The 18,520-nt window shown below is 30.1% G+C and carries 18 protein-coding genes; 16 read left to right on the top strand and 2 right to left on the bottom strand.

Annotation, left to right across the window (positions count from 1 at the left end; translation table 11 throughout):
• Positions 1-107: 107 nt before the first annotated feature.
• The 12 genes from recF to BMX42_RS04350 all read left to right on the top strand — a co-directional run bounded on the left by recF (position 108) and on the right by BMX42_RS04350 (position 12,287).
• Positions 108-1,187 carry a DNA replication/repair protein RecF gene (gene recF, locus BMX42_RS04295; protein WP_091309262.1) on the top strand — a complete coding sequence of 360 codons (1,080 nt, stop codon included), beginning with the start codon at positions 108-110 and terminating at the stop codon, positions 1,185-1,187.
• 4 nt (positions 1,188-1,191) lie between these two features.
• The gene (locus BMX42_RS04300) at positions 1,192-1,881 is read left to right on the top strand and encodes a thioredoxin domain-containing protein (RefSeq protein WP_091309266.1); all 690 of its coding nucleotides are present in this window, start codon (positions 1,192-1,194) and stop codon (positions 1,879-1,881) included.
• Positions 1,878-2,951, top strand: a complete 1,074-nt coding sequence (gene murB, locus BMX42_RS04305) for a UDP-N-acetylmuramate dehydrogenase (RefSeq protein ID WP_262487627.1) — start codon at positions 1,878-1,880, stop codon at positions 2,949-2,951. Before BMX42_RS04300 ends, murB begins: the two co-directional genes overlap by 4 nt.
• A gap of 51 nt (positions 2,952-3,002) precedes the next feature.
• Positions 3,003-3,614 carry an FMN-binding negative transcriptional regulator gene (locus BMX42_RS04310; RefSeq protein WP_091309273.1) on the top strand — a complete coding sequence of 204 codons (612 nt, stop codon included), beginning with the start codon at positions 3,003-3,005 and terminating at the stop codon, positions 3,612-3,614.
• Complete coding sequence (locus BMX42_RS04315) at positions 3,611-4,084, top strand: hypothetical protein (protein WP_091309277.1); 474 nt, start codon at positions 3,611-3,613, stop codon at positions 4,082-4,084. The genes BMX42_RS04310 and BMX42_RS04315 overlap by 4 nt, the downstream gene beginning before the upstream one ends.
• An 82-nt stretch (positions 4,085-4,166) precedes the next feature.
• Positions 4,167-5,282, top strand: coding sequence for a glycosyltransferase (locus BMX42_RS04320; RefSeq protein ID WP_091309281.1), 1,116 nt, complete (start codon positions 4,167-4,169; stop codon positions 5,280-5,282).
• The gene (locus BMX42_RS04325; protein ID WP_091309285.1) at positions 5,273-5,836 is read left to right on the top strand and encodes an RNA polymerase sigma factor; all 564 of its coding nucleotides are present in this window, start codon (positions 5,273-5,275) and stop codon (positions 5,834-5,836) included. The genes BMX42_RS04320 and BMX42_RS04325 overlap by 10 nt, the downstream gene beginning before the upstream one ends.
• 51 nt (positions 5,837-5,887) lie before the next feature.
• Positions 5,888-7,132, top strand: a complete 1,245-nt coding sequence (locus tag BMX42_RS04330) for an MFS transporter (protein WP_091309289.1) — start codon at positions 5,888-5,890, stop codon at positions 7,130-7,132.
• 92 nt (positions 7,133-7,224) lie between these two features.
• Positions 7,225-8,055, top strand: a complete 831-nt coding sequence (locus tag BMX42_RS04335) for an energy transducer TonB (protein ID WP_091309292.1) — start codon at positions 7,225-7,227, stop codon at positions 8,053-8,055.
• Between the two features lie 114 nt (positions 8,056-8,169).
• Positions 8,170-9,036 carry a lipoyl synthase gene (gene lipA / locus BMX42_RS04340; protein ID WP_091309295.1) on the top strand — a complete coding sequence of 289 codons (867 nt, stop codon included), beginning with the start codon at positions 8,170-8,172 and terminating at the stop codon, positions 9,034-9,036.
• Between the two features lie 33 nt (positions 9,037-9,069).
• Positions 9,070-10,074 carry a type I glyceraldehyde-3-phosphate dehydrogenase gene (gene gap / locus BMX42_RS04345; protein WP_091309299.1) on the top strand — a complete coding sequence of 335 codons (1,005 nt, stop codon included), beginning with the start codon at positions 9,070-9,072 and terminating at the stop codon, positions 10,072-10,074.
• 38 nt (positions 10,075-10,112) lie between these two features.
• Positions 10,113-12,287: a tetratricopeptide repeat-containing hybrid sensor histidine kinase/response regulator gene (locus BMX42_RS04350; RefSeq protein WP_091309302.1), complete on the top strand. Its 2,175-nt coding sequence runs from the start codon at positions 10,113-10,115 to the stop codon at positions 12,285-12,287.
• Here the strand turns inward: BMX42_RS04350 and lpxK are convergent.
• Positions 12,265-13,278, bottom strand: coding sequence for a tetraacyldisaccharide 4'-kinase (gene lpxK / locus BMX42_RS04355; RefSeq protein ID WP_091309306.1), 1,014 nt, complete (start codon positions 13,276-13,278; stop codon positions 12,265-12,267). The two genes, BMX42_RS04350 and lpxK, sit on opposite strands and share 23 nt — an antisense overlap.
• A gap of 189 nt (positions 13,279-13,467) precedes the next feature.
• On the opposite strand from lpxK, the gene BMX42_RS04360 reads away from it, so the two are divergent.
• From BMX42_RS04360 to BMX42_RS04375, 4 genes are all read left to right on the top strand, one after another.
• A complete protein-coding gene (locus tag BMX42_RS04360; protein WP_091309309.1) occupies positions 13,468-14,559 on the top strand; it encodes a Nif3-like dinuclear metal center hexameric protein in 1,092 nt (363 codons plus the stop codon).
• 4 nt (positions 14,560-14,563) lie between these two features.
• Positions 14,564-15,343, top strand: coding sequence for a zinc ribbon domain-containing protein (locus BMX42_RS04365; RefSeq protein WP_091309312.1), 780 nt, complete (start codon positions 14,564-14,566; stop codon positions 15,341-15,343).
• 151 nt (positions 15,344-15,494) lie between these two features.
• Positions 15,495-16,283, top strand: coding sequence for a 23S rRNA pseudouridine(2604) synthase RluF (gene rluF, locus BMX42_RS04370; RefSeq protein WP_091309315.1), 789 nt, complete (start codon positions 15,495-15,497; stop codon positions 16,281-16,283).
• The gene (locus BMX42_RS04375) at positions 16,284-16,769 is read left to right on the top strand and encodes a hypothetical protein (RefSeq protein WP_091309319.1); all 486 of its coding nucleotides are present in this window, start codon (positions 16,284-16,286) and stop codon (positions 16,767-16,769) included. It begins immediately after the preceding gene.
• A gap of 97 nt (positions 16,770-16,866) precedes the next feature.
• Here BMX42_RS04375 and BMX42_RS04380 read toward each other — a convergent pair whose 3' ends face one another.
• Positions 16,867-18,504, bottom strand: a complete 1,638-nt coding sequence (locus BMX42_RS04380; RefSeq protein ID WP_091309322.1) for a hypothetical protein — start codon at positions 18,502-18,504, stop codon at positions 16,867-16,869.
• Positions 18,505-18,520: the final 16 nt, after the last annotated feature.

The raw sequence follows: 18,520 nt of genomic DNA on the forward strand, positions 1-18,520 counted from the left end.
AATATACTTTTTATTTAAATTTAAAAGTGCTTTTATTTATATTTTTAAAATTTGAACTTACATTTGTACTCGAAAGTGTAATTTTTGCCACTTTTTACTGAAAAATCGTGATTTTAAAAAAACTAACTTTACTCAATTATAAAAATATTACTGAGAATTCTTTTGAGTTTGAAAGTAAGATTAATGCTATTGTGGGAAAAAACGGCATCGGAAAGACAACAATTCTTGATGCAATTTATCATTTAGCTGTTGGAAAAAGTTATTTTAATCCACTTTCCACGCAAAACATCAAACATGGCGAAGAATTTTTTGTCATTGATGGCGTTTTCGAAAAGGAAAACCGAACCGAACAAATTATTTGCAGTTATAAAAAAGCGCAAAAAAAGGTTTTAAAACGAAATGGTAAAATTTATGAGAAATTTTCAGAACATATTGGATTAATTCCGATTGTGATTATTTCTCCAAGCGATACCGATTTAATTATCGAAGGAAGCGAAACCAGGCGAAAATTTATCGATAACGTCATTTCAACTTTCGATGTTACGTATTTGAATACGCTAATCAATTATCAAAAAACGTTACAACAACGAAATGCTTTATTGAAATATTTTGCTTTAAATCAGGTTTTTGATGCGGATAATTTGAGTATTTATAACGAACAATTATCGGAATTCGGACAAATTATTTTCAAGAAAAGAAAAGAATTTTTAGAACAATTCGTACCTGTTTTTCAAGAATTGTATGAAGTCATTTCGGAAAATGCAGAGAAAGTTTCTATTGAATACGAAAGTCAGTTGCATCATGAATCTTTAGATAATTTATTACATCAAAATCTCCAAAAAGACAGAATTACGCAATACACGACTGTCGGCATTCATAAAGATGATATTTTATTTAATATTTCCGATTTTCCAGTGAAGAAATTTGGTTCGCAAGGCCAGCAGAAATCGTTTTTAATTGCCTTGAAATTAGCACAATTCGATTTCATCAAAAAACACACGAAAACCTTACCTATTTTGCTTTTTGATGATATTTTTGATAAATTAGACGCTTTTCGAGTACAACAAATTGTCAATATGGTAAATGATGATATATTTGGACAAATTTTCATTTCCGACACACATCCAGAACGAACAGAAAACATCATAAAACAAACACATAAAAGTTATAAAATATTTAATATTTAAAAAAATGAAAAACTTAAAATCAATTATCGCAACTGCAATTATTACATTATCAATAAGTTGCACAAACAGTCAAAGTTACAAAAGTGTTAATGCTACAGAATTTAAAGCAACTATTACAAAAACGGATGATGCCCAAATTTTAGACGTAAGAACGCCTAGTGAATACGCGAATGGAAAAATTGCAGATGCTAAAAACGTAGATTGGAACGGAGATTCTTTTGATACTCAAGTCGCTAATTTAGACAAAACAAAACCAGTTTTCGTATATTGTTTAAGTGGTGGAAGAAGCAAAAAAGCAGCTAATCATTTAGTCGATTTAGGTTTTAAAAACGTTATCGAATTAGATGGTGGTTATATGGCTTGGGAAAAAGCGAATCCGAAAACTAATGCCGTTTGGTCTGGAATGACACAAGAAGAATACAACAAACTAATGGTTTCAGACAAAACAGTTGTGATTGATTTTTATGCAGAATGGTGTGGACCATGTAAAAAAATGGCGCCTTATTTAGATAAAATGAGTAAAGAAATGGCTGATAAAGTAATCATTCACAGAATTGATGCTGATAAAAACAAATCGTTATTTAACGCGTTAGGTTACCAAGGTTTACCAGTTATAATTGTGATTAAAAACGGAAAACAAACCTTCTTTAAAAACGAATTTGTTAGCGAAGAAGATTTAAGAAAAGCATTATAGTAAAAAGTTTTCAGTCTCAGTTTTCAGTTTTTCAGAAAGCTTCAAAAAATAAAAACATGAATATCGTACAACAACAATCGTTAAAAAAATATAACACATTTGGTATTGAAGCTTTTGCAACTGAATTTTGCGAAGTGAATTCGGTTCCAGATTTAGCTGAAGTTTTACAAGAAAATAAGCATAAAAAACTCTTTATTTTAGGCGGTGGAAGCAACATGCTTTTGACTCAAAATATTGATGCTTTAGTATTACATATTAACAACAAAGGCATTGAAGTTATTGATGAAAACGACGATTTTGTTTGGGTAAAAGGAAATGCTGGTGAAGTTTGGCACGAATTTGTTCAGTTTTGTATCCAGAAAAATTACGGTGGAATTGAGAATTTATCTCTAATTCCGGGGAATGTAGGTGCAACTCCAATTCAGAATATTGGTGCGTATGGTGTAGAAATTAAAGACACTTTTGTTTCTTGTGAAGCTATGAAAATTGACACACAAGAAATTACAACTTTCGATAAAACGGCTTGTAAATTTGGCTATAGAGAAAGTGTTTTTAAAGCCGAATTGAAAAACCAATATGTGATTTTATCAGTTGTTTTCAAACTAACGAAAAACAATCACAAACTAAATACTTCTTACGGTGCGATTGACACAGAATTAGAAAATATGGGTATTGAAAACCCAACTATTCAAGAGGTAAGCAAAGCTGTAATTGCGATTCGCGAAAGCAAATTACCAAATCCGAAAGAATTAGGAAATAGCGGAAGTTTCTTTAAAAACCCAATTGTTCCGATTGAAGTTTACGAAAAAGCGAAAGCAGAATATCCAGAAATTCCACATTATCCTGTTTCAGAAACGCATGTAAAAGTTCCTGCAGGTTGGCTAATTGAACAAGCTGGATTTAAGGGCAAACGTTTTGGCGATGCAGGAATTCACACCAAACAAGCTTTAGTTTTAGTGAATTACGGAAATGCGACTGGAAACGAAATTTGGACCGTAGCACAAAATATTCAGAAAACTATTTTAGAAAAATACGGAATTAGTATTGAAGCGGAAGTGAATGTCATTTAATTTACGATTTGTGATTTACGATTTACGAAGTCAACTTAAACTATAAATAAAATGTACATACCAGATATTTATCTAAACGAAAATCGAAGTGAAATTTTACGTTTTATTGAAGAAAATAGTTTTGCCATTCTTGTCAATCAATCAAATGATAAAATAAACGCGACGCATATTCCTTTGTTTATTGAAGAAAGCAATAACAATCAACTTATTTTATCTGGACATATTTCTAAATTAAATCCACAAAGTGAAAATTTCGCAGAAAACGGAAATGTTTTAGCCATTTTTTCTGGTGCACATTCTTATATTTCTTCTTCTTGGTATGATTATGAAGAAGTGCCAACTTGGAATTACCTAGCCGTTCATGTGGAAGGAAAAATCGAAATACTAAACGAAGAACAAAAGCTTTTACATTTAGAAAATTTAGTCAATAAATACGAGAAAAACAGCGAAAAACCAATTTCGACGAAATCACTTTCTAAAGAAACAATGAGTCAAGCTAACGGAATATTGGCATTTAATATCATTGTACAAAACATAGATGCTGTGAAAAAATTGTCTCAAAATAAAAGCGAGAACAATAAAAAAAGTATCATTTCGCATTTAGAGAAATCAGAAAATGAAGGTGCGAAAAGTATTGCAAACGAAATGAAAAATATTCGATGAGCATATTTAAAATATTTTGTTCAAAAAAGTTTCAAAAAAATGTTGCGATTTATATTTCTGAAAAAAATTCTGAAATAATAATTGCGCCTCTATATCAAGAAGGTATAAATGGAATAATTTTCGAACAAGAAAACTGCATTATAATTCCATTTAATAGTTCTTTTGAAGAAATTGGTGAAAAAGTAAAAACTCAATTTCATCTATTTAAAATTATAAAAAACAGAACTTTAAAAAAATATTGGTCAGCTTTTGAAGCAAGCAAAGAAAAAACTAAAGTTTCTTTTGAAAAAAATTACACAAGAATATCAGTCTCTGGAGCAAATGAATATAATATTATATTTAATTTAGAAACTAATTTCATTAATTTGTCCAAATTAGAAATACACTCAAGTATATCAGCATTTTGCGACAATTATGAACTTGGAAAATTAATTATGAAAATTTACAATTCAGAAATTATCACAAACTAAACCCAAACTCTTTTAAACCTTTAAAATTAAACTTGAAATTCTAAACAAATAAGCCTAAATTTGCACAACTTTTAAAAGGAACATGGAAACAACTTTACTTATACTTTTTATTGCATTTTTAGTTTTTTTTGTCATTCAATTCGTTTATCAATCGTTTGTTTTTACTCGTTTTTCGTTTGTACAATCGAAAAAAGACACACCAAAAAGCATTCCGGTTTCGGTAATTGTTTGCGCTAAAAATGAATTTGAAAACTTAAAAAAACATCTTCCTGTTTTAGTTTCTCAAAACTATCCAAACTACGAATTGGTACTAATTGACGATGCTTCAAACGATGAAACTTTAGATTTATTAGAAGAATATGAAAAACAATATTCGTTTATTAAATTAGTCAAAGTCAAAAACAATGAAGCATTTTGGGGAAATAAAAAATTCGCCTTAACCTTAGGAATTAAAGCCGCAAAAAACGAATACTTATTATTCACAGATGCTGATTGTTGCCCAACCTCAGAAAACTGGATTTCGGAAATGACATCCCATTTTTCATTCAAAAGAACTATCGTTTTAGGTTATGGCGCTTACGATAAAATTAAAGGTTCATTCTTAAATAAAATCATTCGTTACGAAACCGTTTTAACAGCCATTCAATATTTTTCTTGGGCAAAAATAGGTAAACCTTATATGGGCGTTGGTCGAAATTTAGCGTATAAAAAATCAGAGTTTTTCAACGTAAACGGATTTATCAATCACATTAGAGTACGTTCTGGTGATGATGATTTATTTATTAACGAAGCCGCAAATAAATCGAATACAGCAATTTGTTATAATCCTGAAAGTTTCACGTATTCAAAACCAAAAACCACTTACAAAGATTGGTTTAATCAGAAAAGAAGACACGTTTCTACAGCGAAATTATACAAAGGCTTTGATAAATTTCAATTGGCTTTATTTTTTATTTCACAAGTACTTTGTATTACATTGGCAATAATTTTATTATCTTTCCAATACAATTGGATTATTGTAGCCAGCGTTTTAGGATTCCGATATATTTTTAATTGGATTGTTTTCGGTTACGGAGCCGCAAAATTAAACGAAAAAGATGTTATTGTTTGGTATCCGATTTTTGAAATTATTTTAATTATTACACAAATCAGAGTGGCATTTACCAATCTGATTTTTAAACCAGTACATTGGAAGTAAAACAAGAAAAAATACTTAAAAATATACAAAAAGCAAAACTGGGCGATCAAGTTGCTTTTACTTTTCTTCTCGATTTTTATTGGAATGAAGTGTACGGTTATATGCTAAAACGCACGGAAAACGAAACCGATACAGATGATATCGTAATTGAAACTTTCGCGAAAGCATTTGATAAAATCGGGACTTATAATCCAGAATTTGGTTTTAATACTTGGTTAATTACGATTGCTAAAAACGTACATATTGATATGCTTCGCAAGAAAAAATCGACGTTATTTTTAGAAATCACGGATGAAGAAGATAGTTTAGCGAATCAAGTTTTAGATGAAACACCAACCGTTGAAGATAAATTAATTACCGAACAAAATTTATCAAAATTACTACAACAAATTAAACAGCTAAAACCTGCATATCAAGAAGTTATTCAACTGCGTTATTTCCAAGAAATGACTTATCAAGACATGGCAGAACAATTGAATGAACCATTGAATAATATCAAAATTAAACTACTTCGTGCTAAAAAATTATTAGCCGAAATTATTAGTGAGAAATAGATTTTCACTTCATAAAAATTTTCATTAGGTTTGGCAAAACTTAAAAACCAAATGGAAAACTTTACTTTTTCTGAAAAACTAAAACATCTTTTTTCAATTCCTGTTATCATTGCCGCTTTAGGTTATTTTGTAGATATTTACGATTTATTACTTTTCGGAATTGTTCGCGTGCCGAGTTTAAACTCCTTGGGATTAAATGCGGACGAAGTTGGCACAACCATCATCAATTGGCAAATGACTGGTTTATTAATTGGTGGAATTCTTTGGGGAATATTAGGCGATAAAAAAGGACGACTTTCTGTATTATTTGGATCTATTTTAGTGTATTCCTTAGCGAATATTGCTTGCGGATTTTTACCACAATTTCCTCAAGAAAATATCGTAACCATTTACGCTGCATTACGTTTTATTGCGGGAATTGGTTTAGCTGGCGAATTAGGAGCTGGAATCACATTAGTTTCCGAATCGTTACCAAAAAGTTTACGCGCCATTGGAACTTCAATTGTGGCTGGATTTGGATTATTAGGAGCCGTTGTCGCGCAATTAACCGTTCAAATGACTTCAGAATGGACAACTTCTTATTTTATTGGTGGCGCATTAGGCTTGGCTTTACTAGTTTTAAGAGTTAGTGTTTCCGAATCTGGAATTTATAAAGATATTGAGCACGATTCTTCCGTAAAAAAAGGAAATTTTTTCATGCTTTTCAACTCAAAAACACGTTTTATAAAATATTTAAAATGCATTTTAATTGGTTTACCCACTTGGTATTGCATTGGAATTTTAGCTTTAATGGCGAATCAATTTGCAGCAGCCATGGGAATTGAAAACTTAGTTCCAGGAAAAGCAATTATGTGGGGATACATTGGAATTTCTGTAGGTGATTTTGCTAGTGGAATTATTTCACATTATTTAAAATCGAGAAAAAAAGCTATTTTTTATATGCTACTTTTCACCATTATTGGTGTAGGTTTATTACTTTCAGGCTTTGCAAAAACAGAAAATTCTTATTACTTTTTCTGCGCTTGGTTTGGATTAGGAACGGGTTATTGGGCGATGTTTGTTACAGTTGGCGCAGAGCAATTTGGAACAAATATTCGAAGCACAGCTGCAACTACAATTCCGAATATGGTTCGAGGATTATTACCTGTAATGTTAATTGGTTTTGATTTTTTCAAGCCAACTTCTGGCGTGATTAATAGCGCCATCATTGTTGGAATAATTGTTTTTATTCTAGCTATTTACGCCACTTTAACCATTGCAGAAACGCACGACATCGACATGAATTATACAGAATAATTTAACAAAATTATCATTTTATTGAATTTTTGGCACGATTATTTCATAAGGTTTAAATTATACACAAGTACCAACCTTAAAAACTATATATTATGTCAAACTTCAACGTACAAGACGAAAAATGGCTAGAAATTGCCTTCGAAAACAGAAACAAAGCTTACGGTGCTTATCAATTAAGAAAAGAAAGTGACGCTACAACAATTAAAGCGATGCTTATCACTTTCGGAGCTCTTGCTTTTGGAATTGGATTGTTTTCATTTACCACTCCAGAACCAAAACCAATTATTGAACCTAAACCAAATGAGCTACCAGATTTCGTAAGGATTGTAGAATTAACTCCAGTTGCCGAACCAAATCCAATCATAAGAAAAGGAACAGATAATCCAAGGTTAAATTTAACTCCTGATAAAGTTCCGCCAGTTGTAGTAGACAGACCAAATGTTAAACCAATTGAAGAACCAGAAAAACCAGATAATTCAACTCCATTCAATCCAAACGGAGACGTAAATGGAAATCCTGGTCCGATTGGAGATCCAAAAGGAATAGAAATTCCATTACCAGCAAATCCTGGAACAGAAACAGGAACATCAACTACAACAATTTACAGAGGTACATTTGGTGTAGAAGCAAGTTTCCCTGGAGGAATTAACAAGTTCAGAACTTTTATTGCCGAAAACTATAAAGTGCCAAGCTCTTTTAACAAAGATGTTTTATCAATTGAATTGGTTTTTATCATTGAAAAAGACGGTTCAATGACCGATATTAGAATGGTAAGCAAAGGCGACAAAGCATTAGAAAAAGAAGCGATTAGAGTATTAAAAGCCATGAATAAAAAATGGACACCAGGAAAAGTAAATGGTGAAATTGTTCGAAGCGAAAAAAGACTTCCAATACAAATTAGCCTTGTTGAAACTGAAGATTAATATTACAACTACATCTTAATTTTTGAAACCACAAAATGCATTTTATTTTGTGGTTTTTTTATGAATATTCTTTATTACGTTTTGTATATTTGCAACAGATTTTAGATTAAAATTATGGCAACAGAAAGCGTATTTCCTCCTACTCCAAAACCAAAATGGTTACGTGTAAAATTACCCGTTGGACAAAAATATACTGAACTTAGAGGTTTAGTAGACAAATACAAATTAAATACCATTTGTGCTTCTGGTAGTTGCCCGAACATGGGTGAATGTTGGGGTGAAGGAACCGCAACGTTTATGATTTTAGGAAATATTTGTACGCGTTCTTGTGGATTTTGTGGTGTAAAAACTGGTCGTCCTGAAAATGTAGATTGGGAAGAACCAGAAAAAGTAGCGCGTTCAATCAAAATCATGAATATCAAACACGCCGTAATTACAAGTGTGGATAGAGATGATTTAAAAGATATGGGAACCATTATTTGGGCAGAAACTGTGAAAGCTATCCGAAGAATGAACCCAAAAACAACTTTAGAAACTTTGATTCCTGATTTTCAAGGAAGCGAAAAACATCTAGATAAAATTATCGAAGTGGCTCCAGAAGTCGTTTCTCACAATATTGAAACCGTAAGAAGACTTACTCGTGAAGTGCGAATTCAAGCAAAATACGATAAAAGTTTAGCGGTTTTAAAATACTTAAAAGAACAAGGATTAAACCGTACGAAATCGGGAATCATGTTAGGTTTAGGTGAAACTGAAGAAGAAGTAATTCAGACTTTACACGATTTAAAAGACGCAAAAGTTGATGTAGTTACGATTGGTCAATATTTACAACCAAGTAAAAAACATTTACCAGTTAAAGAATTCATTACGCCTGAGCAATTTGAAAAATATGAAAAAATTGGTAAAGAATTAGGTTTCATTCATGTAGAAAGCGGTCCGTTAGTTCGTTCATCTTATCATGCAGAAAAACATATTCACTAAGATTTAATCTTATCAAATAAATAAAATAAAAATTTGAAAATACGTGTCGCTATTAATGGTTTTGGAAGAATTGGAAGAAATTTATTCCGATTATTACTGAATCATCCCAACATAGAAGTTGTTGCTATTAATGATATTGCGGATATAAAAACCATGAGTCATTTAGTAAAATACGACAGTATTCATGGTGTTTTACAGCGTTCAATTTCAGTTGAAAACGAAACTTTAATTATAGACGATTTAAAATTTCAATTTTTCCACGAAAGTGATATTTCAAAATTGCCTTGGAAAGCTTTAAATATCGATTTTGTTATTGAAGCTACAGGAAAATTCAAGACTACAGAAACCGCACAATTACATATTTCGGCAGGAGCCAAAAAAGTAATTTTATCTGCACCACCTGAAGATGAAAAAATAAAAACAGTTGTTTTAGGTGTTAACGAACATATTTTAGACGGTTCGGAAACTATTATTTCCAATGCAAGTTGTACGACTAATAATGCGGCGCCAATGCTGAAAATTATTCAAGAATTATGCGGTATTGAACAAGCATATATTACAACGGTTCACTCCTACACTACTGATCAAAGTTTACATGATCAACCACATAAAGATTTAAGACGCGCTCGCGGTGCATCGCAATCTATAATTCCAACTACAACTGGTGCTGCGAAAGCTATAACTAAAATTTTTCCAGAATTAGATGGTAAAATTGGTGGCTGTGGAATTCGTGTTCCGGTTCCAGATGGTTCTTTGACTGATATTACATTCAATGTCAACCGAAAAGTTTCAATTGAAGAAATCAATTTAGCATTTAAAAAAGCTTCTGAAAATGAATTTAAAAACATATTAGCTTACACCGAAGATCCAATTGTTTCTGTAGATATTATAGGAAACACCAATTCTTGCGTTTTTGACGCACAACTAACATCAGTTATCGATAAAATGGTAAAAATTGTAGGATGGTACGATAATGAAATTGGCTATTCGTCTCGTCTTGTGGACTTAATTCTTTTTTTATCGAAAAAAAATCATTAATTTTAGCCAAAATAATTTCAAGTTTTGAAAGCAAAATAATGAAAAAAATTCTATTCTTACTTACCTTTTTCACCCTATTCTCCTTTTCTCAAAGTAAGAAAAACAAACTTGACAGCATTAATTATTTTTTAGAATTAGCCAACTATTCCTTCGAAGAAAAATACAACTCTAAAGACGCCATAAAATACGTCCAAAAAGCAATACAATATTCGAAAGCCAATAACAATAACGACAAATTATACGATTGCTATTACTTTTTAGGTAGTTTATACTTGGAAAACAATAATTATAATGATGCCATAATTAACTTTATTAAGTGTTCTAATTATTACGAATTAAACAAAATTTCCTCTTCAAAAGTTGCCAAAACAAATTATGCGTTAGGAACTTTATATTTAGAAAAAAAAAATTTCACTATTGCTAAAATGTATTTCGATAAATCCTATGCGATTTACAGCAAAATAAACTCAAGTGATGCGTTTCCTTTATTAGAACTTCAAAAGGGATTGACTTTAAAAGCCAATAATAAATTAGATGACGCAATTATCGTTTTTAAGAAAATTGCAAATACTAACAAAGACATTGAAACCAGTAAAATTGAAGCGATTTATCAATTAAGTAAAATCTATTATTTACAACAAGACTATCAAAAAGCCTTAGATTATTCTAAGAAAGCCTTAGAATTAGTTGAAAATAACTCGGTTGGAATTTCAAAAAAGAAGATCCTAAACAACCTTATTTTAATCAGTGAAAAGCTTGAAGATTATAAATTATCCAATCAGTATTTAAAGGAATATTTAACTTTAAACGAAATTAAAAATAATTCAAGTCAAGAAAATACAGAATTACTTATCAATAAAAAAGAGCACGACAATCAATTAGAAATTGTAGAAAAGCTTGAAAAAGAAAAAAGTGATCAATTAAAATCTATTCGTTTTTCGAGATTAATCAGTATCATGAGTATTGTATTGATTGCCATTTTATCATTACTGAGTTTTTCATTATACAAAAACAACAAAATTAGAACCTTCACATACAAACTTTTACAAGCTAAAAATAAAGAATTAACTGAACAAAAAGAAAAAGCAGAATTCGCTTCTAATGCGAGATCGGAATTCTTATCAACTGTGAGTCATGAGTTAAGAACACCTCTGAATGCCATAAACGGAATTACCTATTTATTGCTTCAGGAAAAACCAAAAGCGAGTCAGTTAAATTATTTGAAATCTTTAGAGTTTTCGGGAAATTATTTACTAAGTTTCATTAATGACATTTTAGAGATTAACCGTTTAGAATCGAATAGTATTCATATCGAAAAAATTAAATTTAATTTAGTGGATTTGGTCAACAACATTAATCAATCTTTTAGTGGATTTATCAGTCAAAACAACATTAATTTCAAATTGGAGTTAGACATACAAAGTAATGAAAACTTGATTGGCGACCCAACAAAACTGTCACAAATTCTAATCAATTTAATTAACAACTCTATCAAATTTACCAAAAACGGAAATGTTAGTTTAATAATAAAAACCGTTAAAGAAATTGACAACAAAGTAACTTTAAATTTCATTGTTGAAGATAACGGAATTGGTATTCCAGAAGATAAAATTGAAAATATTTTCGACAGTTTTTCACAAGGTTCAGTTGAAATAAACAGAACGTATGGAGGAACTGGTTTAGGACTTTCCATTGTTAAAAAAATCATTGAATTATTAGATAGCGAAATTCATTTAGAAAGTAAAGTAAATGAAGGAACTAAGTTTTATTTTGATTTAGATTTTGAAAAATCAGATTTAAAAACCATTTCAAGCATTGAAATGAGTCACGCTATTTCTCACGAAAACTTAAAAGGCAAAAAAGTTTTATTGGTTGAAGACAACAAAATCAACCAAATGATTACCAAAAAAATGGTAGAAAACAAAGGTATGATTTGCACCATTATTGATAACGGAGAAGATTCTATTATTGCGATGCAAGATAATAAATTCGATATCGTTTTAATGGATGTTCACTTACCGGGAATTAACGGAACTGAAGCGACTGCGGAAATTAGAAAATTTGATAATACTACACCAATTGTTGCCTTAACTGCAATTTCTTTAAACGAAAATAGAGAAATGTTACTTTCTTTCGGAATGAATGATGTAGTAACAAAACCTTTTGCGCCTGAACATTTTTACAATGTTATTAGCTCTTATGTTGGGGATTAATTGCTTTAGTCAGAATTGATTGAAATTCATTTTCCGAATTTAAAAACTTCACTTTAATAGGCAAATAAAATAATTTTTTGGTTTTAATTTTTCCATTTAAACGCACGAAATCTTTTTCGGTTGTAACGATAATTTTATCTTGAGCTAAACTATTTAATTCCGAAATTTCTTGTTCTGAAAAATTATGATGATCTGAATAAATCATAACCTTATCATTACCAGAATTCAAATAATCTACAAAATATTTAGGTTTTGCAATTCCCGCAACAATTACTTTTTCTTTAGCAATAATTTCAGAAACATTCATCGAATTATCAGCACCAAAGACTTCTGTATCGTAATCAATTGAAGTAAAGAAAACTGACCCTTTAACTTTCAGTTTTTGTTTTACTTTTGCCTGTTCTTGCTCAGAAAGAGTTGCTGGACATTTTGTTACAATTACCAAATTCGCTCTCTTTTTTCCTATGGCACTTTCACGCAAATTTCCGAAAGGTAAAATATAATCATCCGAAAACAAATCGTCGTAAGCCGTTAATAAAATATAATATTGAGCATTTACTTTTCTGTGTTGAAAAGCATCGTCTAACAAAATTACATCTGGATTTATATTCGAAATTAAGTTTTCAATACCAGTTTGTCGGTCTTCACAAACCGCAACAGAAACATCTGGAAATTTGGTATGAATTTGATACGATTCGTCACCTAATTCGCCAGCAGAAACAGCTTCATTTGCTAAAACAAAACCTTTTGTACTTCTTTTATAACCACGACTTAAAACCGCAACTTTATGACTGTCTTTTAATAATCTGATTAAATATTCGGTATGTGGTGTTTTCCCAGTTCCACCAGCACTTAAATTTCCGATAGCGATTATGGGTAAATTATAACTTTTGCTTTTGAAGAAATTAATGTCATAAAGCCAATTTCTAATAAAAGTCACTAGCCAATATATAAACGCAATGGGAAAAAGTATTTTTCTTAATAATTTCATATGAAGCTAATTATTATTTTATATTTGTCATATCGTATAGCTTTATCATTAATAGGTGTTTATCTCAACAATTTTATTTTCATTTGTTTTCGATGATTTTCAATTGCAAGCAAACGCTTTTTTTGTGGCTATTTCATAGTACGAAAATAAGTTTTTTTATCTTTGAAAATATAAAATTATAAAAAACTCATGCAATTATCTGAAATAACAAAATATTTGGAGCAATTAGCACCATTAGCTTACGCCGAAGATTTCGACAATGTAGGACTTTTGACAAGTCACACCAACGAAATCACAGGAATTCTGGTTTGTCACGATGCTTTGGAAGAAGTTATGGATGAAGCCATTGCGAAGAAATGCAATTTGGTGGTTTGCTTCCATCCTATTTTATTTTCTGGTTTGAAAAAAATCACTGGAAAAAATTATGTAGAAAGAGCTGTCATCAAAGCGATTAAAAATGATATTGCTATTTATTCTGTTCATACGGCTTTAGATAATCATCAAAATGGAGTAAATAAAATTTTCTGTGATGCATTAGGTTTAACAAATACGAAGGTTTTAATTCCTAAACAAAATTTCATTCATAAACTCGTAACTTATACACAACTAGATAATGCTGAAAAGTTAAGAAACGCCTTATTTGATGCTGGCGCTGGAAACATTGGTAATTATGAAAATTGCAGTTTCAATAGTCAAGGTATTGGAACCTATATGGGAAATGAAAACAGCAATCCTGAATATGGTGATCGTTTCGAATTTGTAGAATCAAAAGAGATTAAAATTGAAGTTACTTTTGAAAAACACCTACAAAATAAAGTTTTAAAAGCGCTTTTTTCAAATCATGTGTATGAAGAAGTGGCGTATGAAATTTACAAAACCGAAAACGAACATCAAAATATTGGTTTAGGAATGATTGGCGAAATAGAAAAACCAATGAAACCTGCAGAGTTTTTAAAATTTGTAAAAGACAAAATGGAATGTGGCGGAATTAGACATAGTCAATTTTTATCTGCTGAAATTAAGAAAGTTGCCGTTTTAGGTGGAAGTGGAAGTTTCGCTATAAAAAATGCCATTTCAGCTGGTGCTGATGCTTTTTTAACGGCTGATTTGAAATATCATCAGTTTTATGAAGCCGAAAACAAGCTTCTTTTGGCAGATATTGGACATTTTGAAAGTGAAAGATATACAAAAAACTATATTGTTGACTTTCTTAAAGAAAAAATCACTAATTTTGCAATCATTTTATCAGAATTAAATACAAATCCCGTTAAATATTTTTAACAATATGGCAAATACAAAAGAACTAAGCGTAGAAGAAAAGTTAAGAGCAGTTTATGCTTTACAATTAATTGATTCTAAAATTGACGAAATTAGAAACGTTAGAGGTGAATTACCTTTAGAAGTGGAAGATTTAGAAGATGAAGTGGCAGGATTATCTAAGCGTTTAGAAAAATTAAACGAAGATTTAAATACTATCGATCATCAGGCAAAAGAAAAAAAGAATAATATTGATGAGTTCAAAGCATCTATAAAAAAATATACTGAGCAACAAAAAAATGTGCGTAACAATAGAGAATTTAATTCTTTATCTAAAGAAATTGAGTTTCAAGAATTAGAAATTCAATTGACTGAAAAGCACATTAAAGAAATGAAAGTTACTTTAGAAAACAAAAAAGAAATTGTTGCTCAAACTAAAGAAAAATTAGAAGGAAAGCAAAATCACTTGAAGCACAAAAAAGCGGAATTAAGTGATATTATGGCTGAAACTGAAAAAGACGAAAATTTCTTAATTGAAAAATCTAACGAATTTAGAGGTAAAATTGAAGAGCGTTTATTAGCAGCTTACGACAGAATTAGAAATAGTGTTATCAATGGTTTAGCAGTTGTTTCAATTGAGCGTGGTGCTTCTGCAGGTTCATTCTTTACTATTCCACCACAAACTCAAATGGAAATTGCTGGTAGAAAGAAAATCTTAACAGATGAGCACAGTGGACGTATTTTAGTTGACAGTGTTTTAGCTGATGAAGAAAGAGAAAAAATGGAGAAAATTTTCGCCAAAATGTAATAAAAAAAAATCCCGATGAAAATCGGGATTTTTTAATTTTATCAACCCTTCAAGAGTTCAGAACTCTTGAAGGGTTTCTTAATAAACAACGAATTTTGAATAACGAATTTTGAACCTTGAAACTCTAAACTAAAAATACTACCTTTGCCAAATGGAAGAGCAATTAGTACGCATTAATAAATATTTGTCTGAATCGGGATTTTGTTCTCGTAGAGAAGCCGACCGATTATTAGAAGAAGGTAGAATTACGATTAACGGTAATAGTCCAGAATTGGGAACAAAAGTTGCACCTGGTGACGAAGTTCGTGTCAATGGTGAATTAGTAACCAATGCGAATAAAAAGCCTATTTATTTATCGTTCCACAAACCTGCTGGGATTGAGTGTACGACTAATTTAAACATTCCAGACAATATTGTTGATTATATCAATTATCCAGAACGTGTCTTTCCAATTGGAAGATTAGACAAAGCCAGTGAAGGACTGATTTTCATGACGAATGACGGTGATATCGTAAACAAAATTTTACGCGCTAGAAACAATCACGAAAAAGAATATATTGTTACTGTTGACAAGCCAATTACAGATGTTTTCATTAAGCAAATGAGCAATGGTTTGCCTATTTTAGACACGATTACAAAAAAATGTAAAGTAGAAAAAATGAGTCAGTTTGTGTTTAAAATTGTTTTAACTCAAGGTTTAAACAGACAAATTCGTCGTATGTGCGAATATTTAGATTACGAAGTGACTTCGCTAAAAAGAATCCGAATTATCAATATCACTTTAGATGTTCCTGTTGGAAAATACCGACCGTTAACGGAAAAAGAAATTATTGAATTAAATACACTTATTGAACCTTCAAGTAAAACCGAAGACGCGAGTATTTTGCGTGATAAGAAAACCAATTACGGAAGTAGAAACTACGATAAGAGAAATAGATAAATGAGCAGAGGAAAAGACATCAATAATGAAATTGATAATTATGTCAAAGGAAATTATCCTAAAAACATTGCTACTGAACTTTTAAGAAGAGATGGTTTTTCTGAAAGCGAAATTAACGAACATATTTACAAATTAGACATAGTAGACAAAAACAACACTATGAGTTATATGTTTGTTCCAGGATTTCTTTATCTTCTTTTATTATCATTTTTTTTATTGACTAAAGGAATTTCCTCAGAAGAAAATAGTTACAACACCATTTCATTCATTGGATTTCTACTCTCAATTCCATTAATTTATTTTTATTATAAAGGAGATAAATTTTCTATATTGTTTGCAGGTTTTGCAATTTTATGTTCTGTACTTTTTTTGATTTTGGATTTATTTAATTCATTTACAAATATATTTAGTACACTATTTGTAATATCCATTTCAATACTGATACTAATTTCAGTTAAAAATTATTATAAAAGCTTCAAATTCTAAAACTTCAATTCCATTAGATAATCGCTCATAATGTAGTTGTTCGAGACATCTACAACTTCTTCTTTTGTGATTGTAAAACCGTTTTTATTAGAACAATTTAGTCAACAACTACTTCGTATTTTTCAATAATCTCGTTTTGGTTGTCTTTTGTTACAACAACATAACTACCTAAGCAAAGATTCGTATTAACCAAATTCAATTTGTTTTCTATGACTTTTAAAAAAACTGGAACAGGATTATTAACTTTTTCAAATTCGATTTTATCGTAAACTAATAAAACACTTGGTTTAATTTCATCAGTATTTTTAATACTCAAATTAATATTTTTTGAAGTTCTTAACGAGAAACAATTGTTTTCAATAGGTAACGAATTATTAATATATAAATCATTTTTTGAAATATGTTTTTCAGAAACTACTGATGCTAATTTCATTTTCTTATCTAATTTTCTAAAACCAGCTTGATTAATTGTATAAGGATTTATCTTATACAATTCATTCATTTTATAACCAAGCATAGTGCTTTTAAATTCTGAATTTTCCGAGTTATGACTGAAACCGCAATGAATTAAAACCTTTGCCTTTTCATCAATTTTAAAGGTTTTATTATAAATATTATTCGTTTGATTTGTTTCTCTATCACCTTCAAATTCATCATATTCGAAAACAACAAAACCAATTCGTTTTGCTTCTCTAATAAGATTTGCCATATTTGGTTCAGCTGTATAAAATCCTGAAGCCTGTGTTGGAAAAGAAAATTTTTCAATATCTGAAATATTATTTATAGCTTCTAAACCAAAATACCTAAAACCATTATCGTACAAACCTTGCAATAATGAACCCGTTAAATACCTGTGTCTAGCAGAATGATGCGCTTCATTGATCATTATTAATTTTTCGTTTTTAACTTTATCTAAAATCAAATTTCGGGAAAGAGGTTCATTCTTGTACACTAAATTTTTAAAGCCATCACTAGCAATCGAATTCCAAGTTTCATTTGCTTCAACTTCTTTTTGAGCAAAACTTTGATAAGTCGCTAAAAACTGTGTCAAACTCCATTTTTCATTTTTAGACGTTTTATTTAATCTTTTTTCTAACGGTTTGTAGGTTAAATAATTTCTTAAAGAATCTTCATCAAAGTAAGATTTCGTCAATTTAAAATAATTTTCTTTATCGCAAATTTTATTTTTAATGGCTAACAGATTCGGTTTAATTGTATTAAGTGCACCAATTTTAAAATCAAATTTTTCGATTTCTGCTGCTGTCATTTTTACAAAACCATATTCCAATGTACTAAAATAATTTCCGCTATTTAAGGGATAAACTATTTCTCTTGTCTTATATTTTGGGTCAAACTTAAAATAAGCAAAACCATCAGGAGTTTCCATTTTTTCAAATTTATCTAATGGCACATTTTTTCTTAACGACCCTATGGTAGAAGAATTCTTTCCACTAGAATTAATGGAATGAAATAGAATTTTATCCGTCAATATTGAAAATTGCATCTGCTTCAAAAGTCGTTTTTCAAATCTTTTTAATTTTTGCTTGAAAAAACTTTCGTTAGTTACATTGTAACTATTGAACATATTGTTATAAATACCTAAACTATCACTGCAATAATTCCAAGATTCAGTATAATAAACTTCCCCAGTTTTTAAAAAAAGTTTTTTATCACTAGAACAACTAACCAGAACAAGGTAGGTAATAAAGAAAGCTAATAAACCTTGATACTTCATAAATTATTTTTAAATT

Origin of the sequence: Flavobacterium terrigena (genome assembly GCF_900108955.1) — a bacterium.
Taxonomy (GTDB): Bacteria; Bacteroidota; Bacteroidia; order Flavobacteriales; family Flavobacteriaceae; genus Flavobacterium; species Flavobacterium terrigena.

Bases quoted from the DNA above. Each gene is read 5' to 3' on its own strand.
- BMX42_RS04315 (WP_091309277.1), top strand. From the start codon at position 3,611: ATGAGCATATTTAAAATATTTTGTTCAAAAAAGTTTCAAAAAAATGTT.
- BMX42_RS04360 (WP_091309309.1), top strand. From the start codon at position 13,468: ATGCAATTATCTGAAATAACAAAATATTTGGAGCAATTAGCACCATTA.
- BMX42_RS04380 (WP_091309322.1), bottom strand. From the start codon at position 18,504: ATGAAGTATCAAGGTTTATTAGCTTTCTTTATTACCTACCTTGTTCTG.
- rluF (WP_091309315.1), top strand. From the start codon at position 15,495: ATGGAAGAGCAATTAGTACGCATTAATAAATATTTGTCTGAATCGGGA.
- BMX42_RS04365 (WP_091309312.1), top strand. From the start codon at position 14,564: ATGGCAAATACAAAAGAACTAAGCGTAGAAGAAAAGTTAAGAGCAGTT.
- lpxK (WP_091309306.1), bottom strand. From the start codon at position 13,278: ATGAAATTATTAAGAAAAATACTTTTTCCCATTGCGTTTATATATTGG.
- lipA (WP_091309295.1), top strand. From the start codon at position 8,170: ATGGCAACAGAAAGCGTATTTCCTCCTACTCCAAAACCAAAATGGTTA.
- BMX42_RS04320 (WP_091309281.1), top strand. From the start codon at position 4,167: ATGGAAACAACTTTACTTATACTTTTTATTGCATTTTTAGTTTTTTTT.
- BMX42_RS04300 (WP_091309266.1), top strand. From the start codon at position 1,192: ATGAAAAACTTAAAATCAATTATCGCAACTGCAATTATTACATTATCA.
- BMX42_RS04350 (WP_091309302.1), top strand. From the start codon at position 10,113: ATGAAAAAAATTCTATTCTTACTTACCTTTTTCACCCTATTCTCCTTT.
- BMX42_RS04335 (WP_091309292.1), top strand. From the start codon at position 7,225: ATGTCAAACTTCAACGTACAAGACGAAAAATGGCTAGAAATTGCCTTC.
- BMX42_RS04375 (WP_091309319.1), top strand. From the start codon at position 16,284: ATGAGCAGAGGAAAAGACATCAATAATGAAATTGATAATTATGTCAAA.
- BMX42_RS04310 (WP_091309273.1), top strand. From the start codon at position 3,003: ATGTACATACCAGATATTTATCTAAACGAAAATCGAAGTGAAATTTTA.
- BMX42_RS04330 (WP_091309289.1), top strand. From the start codon at position 5,888: ATGGAAAACTTTACTTTTTCTGAAAAACTAAAACATCTTTTTTCAATT.